Source organism: Caballeronia calidae (assembly GCF_900044055.2).
Lineage (GTDB): Bacteria > Pseudomonadota > Gammaproteobacteria > Burkholderiales > Burkholderiaceae > Caballeronia > Caballeronia calidae.
On the sequence record NZ_FCOX02000162.1, the window covers coordinates 1 to 6,023 of the forward strand.

Annotated in this window: 8 protein-coding genes; 2 read left to right on the top strand and 6 right to left on the bottom strand. The window is 59.1% G+C overall.

The features are described from left to right. Positions 1-219: 219 nt before the first annotated feature. A complete protein-coding gene (locus tag AWB78_RS48020; protein ID WP_198399476.1) occupies positions 220-423 on the bottom strand; it encodes a hypothetical protein in 204 nt (67 codons plus the stop codon). Between the two features lie 240 nt (positions 424-663). After that, positions 664-1,041, bottom strand: coding sequence for a hypothetical protein (locus AWB78_RS41175; RefSeq protein ID WP_062612885.1), 378 nt, complete (start codon positions 1,039-1,041; stop codon positions 664-666). A 24-nt stretch (positions 1,042-1,065) separates the two neighbouring features. Between AWB78_RS41175 and AWB78_RS41180 the strand changes: the two genes are divergently transcribed. After that, positions 1,066-1,275, top strand: a complete 210-nt coding sequence (locus AWB78_RS41180; RefSeq protein ID WP_062612886.1) for a CsbD family protein — start codon at positions 1,066-1,068, stop codon at positions 1,273-1,275. Between the two features lie 360 nt (positions 1,276-1,635). On the opposite strand, the gene tnpC is transcribed toward AWB78_RS41180, so the two are convergent. The 4 genes from tnpC to AWB78_RS47300 form a co-directional block, all read right to left on the bottom strand. Then, complete coding sequence (gene tnpC / locus AWB78_RS41185; RefSeq protein ID WP_062612888.1) at positions 1,636-3,249, bottom strand: IS66 family transposase; 1,614 nt, start codon at positions 3,247-3,249, stop codon at positions 1,636-1,638. A 100-nt stretch (positions 3,250-3,349) separates the two neighbouring features. Next, positions 3,350-3,697: an IS66 family insertion sequence element accessory protein TnpB gene (gene tnpB, locus AWB78_RS41190; RefSeq protein ID WP_062612889.1), complete on the bottom strand. Its 348-nt coding sequence runs from the start codon at positions 3,695-3,697 to the stop codon at positions 3,350-3,352. Beyond that, positions 3,678-4,154 carry an IS66-like element accessory protein TnpA gene (gene tnpA / locus AWB78_RS41195; protein WP_062612890.1) on the bottom strand — a complete coding sequence of 159 codons (477 nt, stop codon included), beginning with the start codon at positions 4,152-4,154 and terminating at the stop codon, positions 3,678-3,680. Before tnpA ends, tnpB begins: the two co-directional genes overlap by 20 nt. Positions 4,155-4,385: 231 nt before the next feature. After that, on the bottom strand, positions 4,386-4,556 hold the full coding sequence (locus tag AWB78_RS47300) for a hypothetical protein (RefSeq protein ID WP_157697852.1): 171 nt from the start codon (positions 4,554-4,556) through the stop codon (positions 4,386-4,388). A 353-nt stretch (positions 4,557-4,909) separates the two neighbouring features. On the opposite strand from AWB78_RS47300, the gene AWB78_RS41200 reads away from it, so the two are divergent. Then, positions 4,910-5,875 carry a transposase gene (locus AWB78_RS41200; protein ID WP_198399477.1) on the top strand — a complete coding sequence of 322 codons (966 nt, stop codon included), beginning with the start codon at positions 4,910-4,912 and terminating at the stop codon, positions 5,873-5,875. The last annotated feature ends 148 nt before the right edge of the window (positions 5,876-6,023 follow it).

The window sequence follows — 6,023 nt, forward strand, 5'->3', positions numbered from 1 at the left end:
CACTTGAAAGTTGAAGTGGACACCAGCATCGCCTATCACTCATCGCGCGGGAAGGACGCCGACAACGGACCGCTTACGCCGCTCCCCGCAGGCTGGACATCGACGCCTGTTTTAGACCGTACGTAACGGGGTGGTCTTGTACGTGTTTCGGCTCGATAAGGCGCGTACTCTTAATCGGTTGAGGGAGGAAACGTGGACCTCGAATCCGAAGAGTTTCAGCTACTGCTGGCTGAGCAACACCTTGAGCAAGCGGAGCTCCGAATACAGCATCAAGAGAGGATTATTCAGAATCTGACGAGGGACGGTCATGCTACTGATTTGGCGCTCAAATTGCTGGCCACCATGCGAGAAACCCAGCTTGTCATGCAGGGTCACAAGGCTTGTATAGTTGCAAGCATCGAGCGACTCAAGAGGCTTGCCCATTAGGAAGTCTCTCGCCTTCCCCTCCGGACCGGCTGCGGTTCTACTTGCCCGACTGCCCGTACGTTCGTAGTCCCGTACGGGCTCAAATGCATACCGTGCGACCCACGGGCGGGCTTTTTCTTGTGGACCTTGCAGCTTGCAGACAACTAGACAACGCGGCAGGGACTAAGGCTAGAAGCGCGTTCAGGGGAACGTTGAGTTTTGCACAGAGAAAGCTATTTCCCTCGAAATTGGCCCGCTCTAACTCAGGGGGCTTTTTATTGCGTGCCAGGCCTCTACGGCCTTCTGACGTCCTGCAATCAATTCCTGCTGCTCAGCGGCCAGGACGGCTCCCAGGGCCTCTAAAGGCTCTGACGCCTTTGGAGGCTTTCCTCCTACAGCAGATTGAAAAGCGTCGGCGCGGGCCGCCCGCTCGGTTACGAAGGCTTCATGTGACTGGGCCAGAACCTGGCTCGCCTTTCCGTTATTGCCGGGCGATAAGGCAGCCCATACCCATCCGCCGGGCTGACGTTCGATGATGATTTCCGCTGTTTCAGGCATTTCGCATACCCCCGCACTGCAAATATACGAAATGGCGCGGAGGCCGGCATCTTTCTTGCGCGTCCGAAAGGCCTGCATTGGCAGACGCTCAGGGAGGCAGTGATGAATGAAGATCAAGTCAAGGGTGAAGGTGAAAAGATCAAGGGCAAGATCAACGAGGGCGTGGGAAAAGTAACGGGAGACGCGGCGCAGGAAGCGAAGGGCGACGCACAACAGGTCGAGGGTGAAGTCCGCAAGGATGTCGGTAACGCCAAGGAAGATCTGAAGGACGCGGCGGATCGCGCCGACGACGAGTCTACCCGGGCACCGTAAAGGCCGATTAAGAGTCTGGCAAGCCCTGCTTGCGGTACGAGCATTGCTCGGCGACAGCGTCTCGTTCAGCTATCTCTCTCGTGGGACGTGACATTAGGCCCGCTGGCTTCTTCTCGGCTTGCGGGCTTTGTTTTGCGCCATGAAAAAGGCCCGCCGGGTGCCAGCGACCGAACGGTTCCTTGCCATGCGCCTCCGCCAAGGCGCTCCGTCAGCTTAGTAACTCCTCGGCTTTTCGTAAGACTTTGAATTCCCAATATACCGAGGTCCTAGAAAGACCTGTGGCAATGCGAGGTGCGCGAGAAGCGTAAGCGCTCATTCAACCCGCCTCTGTCAGCCCCTTGCGCTCTGATATTGAATCAGCTAAGCAGTGACATCGGTGCCGGGCGGGGGCTGGCCCAGCTTCCAAGGTAAGAGGGCTTCGTAGTCGTCGGCACTGTTCGCATGCGGCAATGCCTTGAACAGGTCGATCAGGTATCGGTAGATATCGACGTTGTTGGCGCGGCACGTCTCGACAAGTGAATATAGATTCGCACTTGCCTTCGCGCCGGCCACCGTATCGCAGAATAAGAAATTCTTTCGGCTAACTACAAATGGACGAATCGAATTTTCACAGGCGTTGTTGCATATTGGCCAGAGTCCGTTTTCAACATAGCGGCATAGTTTCGGCCACTGCGCGCTGAGATAGCCCAGTGCCTGTCCGAGCTTGCCCGAAGGCAATGTCGTTTCGAGATACTGGTCCAGTAACGTACGGATTCTGCCCAGCACCTTGCTGCTATATCGCCGACGAATCACGGTACGGCGTTGCGGCGTCATTTCCGCTTTCTTCGCTCGCGCTTCCGCGGCATAGAGCCGGCCAATCAGATGAAGGAATTGCGTGGCGGGCTGATGAGGACCGCGCGCTTCCTTGGGCAGCAGTGCTTCAGCCTCGAAGAAATAACGACGGCAATGACTCCAGCAACCCAAATGGACCAAGTCATTGGCTTTCGCGATGAGGTCGTAGACATCACCGCCGTCGCTCATCAGCGCTGCGTGCTTACGCATGCCGGCCCACAGGGCGACACCATATTTTGCATCATGGCCTGGCGCGTAGCTGAACAGCCGCACGGGTGGCCCGACGACATTCATCTGCACCCACATCGCACTTTTCGTCTGCGCGGCCTTGCCCGGTTCCTTGAGAACCTGTACGTTGGTTTCATCACCTTGCGCGACCTCGTCGTCGAGCAGCACATCACGCATCAGATTGATAACCGGCTGGATCGACTGGCCGAGCCGGATCACACTCGCGGCCAACGTATTACGCGAGATGTTCCCACCAAAGCGACGCAGCAGCGCCGCAATCCGGTATAGCGGCAGCCCGTCCATGAACTTCGACAGGACGATCCATGCCAGTGCCGCTTCAGTGAACAACCCTCGGGGAATAATGCGAAGCGGTGCCGGGGCGACCTTCAAACCGTGATCGCATTTCCGGCACGCATACTTGACCCGCTCGTGACGGATCACCTGGATCTTTTGCGGGATGATGTCGAGCTGCTCGCTGAGCTCGACGCCGATCTCGACCAGTTCGGTGCCATCCTGCGCACAGAACCGCTCGGCCTCCGGTATCTCGTAGCGAACCACTACGCGCGGCAACGCCGGATCCAGCGGCTTACGACCGCGCTTCTTGCGTTTGTGTGCCGCCACCTCGGTTTCCGGACCGTCTTCCAGCGCCGGCAGCGTCGCTGCGGTCGGCGCCAGCATCTCGGCTTCGTTCAGGAACAGATCTTCTTGCCGGGGATCGCGCTTCTCGCTCTTCGCGCCGAACAACCTGCGCAACATGACCTGCAACTGCTCTTTTGCGAGATCGCGTTCGACCTTCGCTACCCGCAACTCGCCGCGCAGTTCATCGTGTTCGACGCGCAACGCCTCAAGCGCATCGCGCGCGGCGATGAGCGCGTTGAATTCTTCGACGGTAATCGAGAGGCGTTCGCGGGTCATGCCGCAACCATAGCGAATCGCCGGGCCCAATGGGTTTACCTATTTTTGTAAAAACCGTCCCCCCCCCGAAGAACGCCTCACAGGCGAACACAGCGCGCTATCAAACTCGCTCGTAGCGTCGCACTGGATGTCTGTGCATCGCCTGCAGGTCGATGCCTTCCAGCAACCAGTGGAGTTGCTCGACGTTCAGCTCAAGTACCGTTTCGCCGCGCGGCCACACGAACCGGTCACTTTCCAGGCGCCGCAGCATGAGCCAGAACCCATTTCGCTCCCAGAGAAGCAGTTTGAGCCGATCGGCCCGCCGGTTACGAAACACGTAAACTGCCCGCGCGAACGGATCGAGTCCCAGCGCCTGTTCCACGATCGTCGAGAGCCCCGCGATGCTTTTGCGGAAATCGATGGCGTCGCGGTGGACGTAAACCTTCACATCAGCGTCGAAGCGAAACATGACTGCGCCCCAGCGTGTCTACCATTGCTGTCACCAGCGCCGAGTCATGACTGTCACACTCAAGCCGGAGTACGACGCCATTGGGTAACTCGGCAACCAGCCGCGAAGTCGCCATCGCCTGCACAGGTGCCAACATTTCGCGGGGCTCGCAGCCGACGACTGCAGCGTTGCGTCTGGAGATGTCGGGCGCCACCACCGGAACAAACGCCGGTTCCGTCTGCTGCGCACCGTCCCGGACAACGTCGTCGCTGCAGGTCTGCGATTCGTATTGGCTGATCCATCTACGCAGCAGGTTCGCGTTCAGTCCGTGTTCGAGCGCGATCCGAGCCACCGATACGCCCGGTCGCAGGCAGGCCTGCACGAGCTCACGCTTGACCTGTGGATCAAAGCGCCGGCGACGCCCGTCTCGCTCAAAGCCTGTTACCAGGCGTTCCTTCAGCGTGCTGTCCTCTGGCATGGCGTCCACCTAAAAATGAAGTGGACACCAGCTTGCCCTGGAATTCCTCACGACATAAGTACGTCGGCAATGAGCGCTTACGCCCAGCAAGGTCGTTTATAGGCATGCAGTCTGTCTCGCCGCCGTCCGCACCACTAACGTCTCGAACGACAACGGAACTTGATCAGTGACCCTTAAAACCCGCTTGTCAAAATGGGGAGGTCCTTATAGGCCTTATAGGCCTTATAGGCCTTATAGGCGGTTCACCCCCCGCGGCACACGACGCGCACTGCGCTTATCGCCCAGCGTGCGCCGCGCGCCCCCACCCTCCAGCGGCATTTCAGCGTTGCCCCACAACAGCGGTAAAACGCGCAGCGGCGCGCCGATAACGGTGTGTTTTCTACGGATCGCTTGCTTCTTCATTGTTCGTCCGAGGGCTAAGTCAGGAGGCACACCACCCGCGCCGGCTCGCAGCGGGGCGAGCTTCACACAGGTAGCCCGATCCTACCTCGCCTCGGCAAGTCACGCGCTATCAATATGTGAACTTGTATGAATCACAACTATTGACTGGCGCAATCGTGCAAAACCGTTTAAACCTACCAACATCTGAACACGTCATTGATAGATCGAGTCCGGCGCAACACAGGAAGATTCATCGTGCGTGTAGCTTTTCGACTCTATTTCGCGTCCAGTAGATACCATGGAAGGGCCGCGGAAGTAAGCTTCCTGGAGTAAAACGAGGATTCCGATACCCGTTTTCCGAGAGGGGTACGTAAATGAATGCGCCTCGCACAGCCCTTCACGGGCAGAATACAACCATCACCGGAACGCTGTATGTCGCCTTCGAGCTGGGCGACAGGAGTTGGAAGCTTTCGCTGGGTGATGGGGTGCGCGCGCCGAGCCGCTGCACAGTAGCCGCCGGCGATACGGCCGCAGTCTTCACGGCGATTGCGAAGGCCAAGGTCCGCTGTCATCTGGCCGCCGAGGCTCCGGTGCGCAGCTGTTACGAAGCCGGGCGCGACGGTTTCTGGCTGCACCGCTGCCTGGAGGAACATCAGATTACGAACCTGGTGGTGGGTTCGGCCAGTAGGGAAGTGAACCGGCGCAGGCGCCGCGCCAAGACCGACCGTCTCGACAGCGACAACCTTCTGTCGATGCTGATGCGTTACGACGCGGGTGAATGTCGCGTGCGGGCAGTCGCGCGCATCCCGACTCCCGAACAGGAGGATGGCCGGCGGGTACACCGTGAGCTCGATCGCCTGAGACAGGAACGTACCGCCCACAGCAACCAGATCCGCTTGCTGCTGGTACTCCACAACCTGCAGGTCGAGCGCATCGGTGGGCGTGCGTGGACGCATTGGTGGGCACAGAACGCCGCCCGTTTCTTGCCAGGTGTGCGCGCCGAGATCGACCGCGAATGCGATCGGCTGACGCTTGCTGCCAGCCAGATCAGGACGCTCGAGGCGCAGCAGCAGCGTGAGGTTCGCAGCGACGCTCAACCAGCAATCGCGTTACTCGCGCGCCTTGCAGGTATCAGAGCAGGCAGCGCCTGGAAGCTGGTCAGGGAACTGTTCGGCTGGCGACAGTTTCTCAACCGCCGCGATGTGGCCGGCTGCCTAGGTCTGGCGCCAACCCCGTATACCCCTACAGGACAAACGGCTCTCAAATTGATGACGTCTCTACTATACTCAAGAGCGCCGAGTTCTTACTCGCCCTTTTCACGGTCTCGGTTCGACGATTGAGAGCGTCAGTCCACTTCTCGGCGATCCGCTCCCGTTCTCCTAAGGAACGAGTGAGAAATAACTTCCCGGCGGTGCTGGGTGGTGGGAAGCGGCACTGTTAAGATGCAATGGATCCGGAGGATAGACGATGCAGGCTGGTTACAGGGCT

What these genes read in the sequence shown, in the direction of transcription:
- AWB78_RS41175 (WP_062612885.1), bottom strand. Translation starts at nt 1,041, where the DNA reads ATGCAGGCCTTTCGGACGCGCAAGAAAGATGCCGGCCTCCGCGCCATT.
- tnpB (WP_062612889.1), bottom strand. Translation starts at nt 3,697, where the DNA reads ATGTTTCGCTTCGACGCTGATGTGAAGGTTTACGTCCACCGCGACGCC.
- tnpA (WP_062612890.1), bottom strand. Translation starts at nt 4,154, where the DNA reads ATGCCAGAGGACAGCACGCTGAAGGAACGCCTGGTAACAGGCTTTGAG.
- tnpC (WP_062612888.1), bottom strand. Translation starts at nt 3,249, where the DNA reads ATGACCCGCGAACGCCTCTCGATTACCGTCGAAGAATTCAACGCGCTC.
- AWB78_RS47300 (WP_157697852.1), bottom strand. Translation starts at nt 4,556, where the DNA reads ATGAAGAAGCAAGCGATCCGTAGAAAACACACCGTTATCGGCGCGCCG.
- AWB78_RS41200 (WP_198399477.1), top strand. Translation starts at nt 4,910, where the DNA reads ATGAATGCGCCTCGCACAGCCCTTCACGGGCAGAATACAACCATCACC.
- AWB78_RS48020 (WP_198399476.1), bottom strand. Translation starts at nt 423, where the DNA reads ATGGGCAAGCCTCTTGAGTCGCTCGATGCTTGCAACTATACAAGCCTT.
- AWB78_RS41180 (WP_062612886.1), top strand. Translation starts at nt 1,066, where the DNA reads ATGAATGAAGATCAAGTCAAGGGTGAAGGTGAAAAGATCAAGGGCAAG.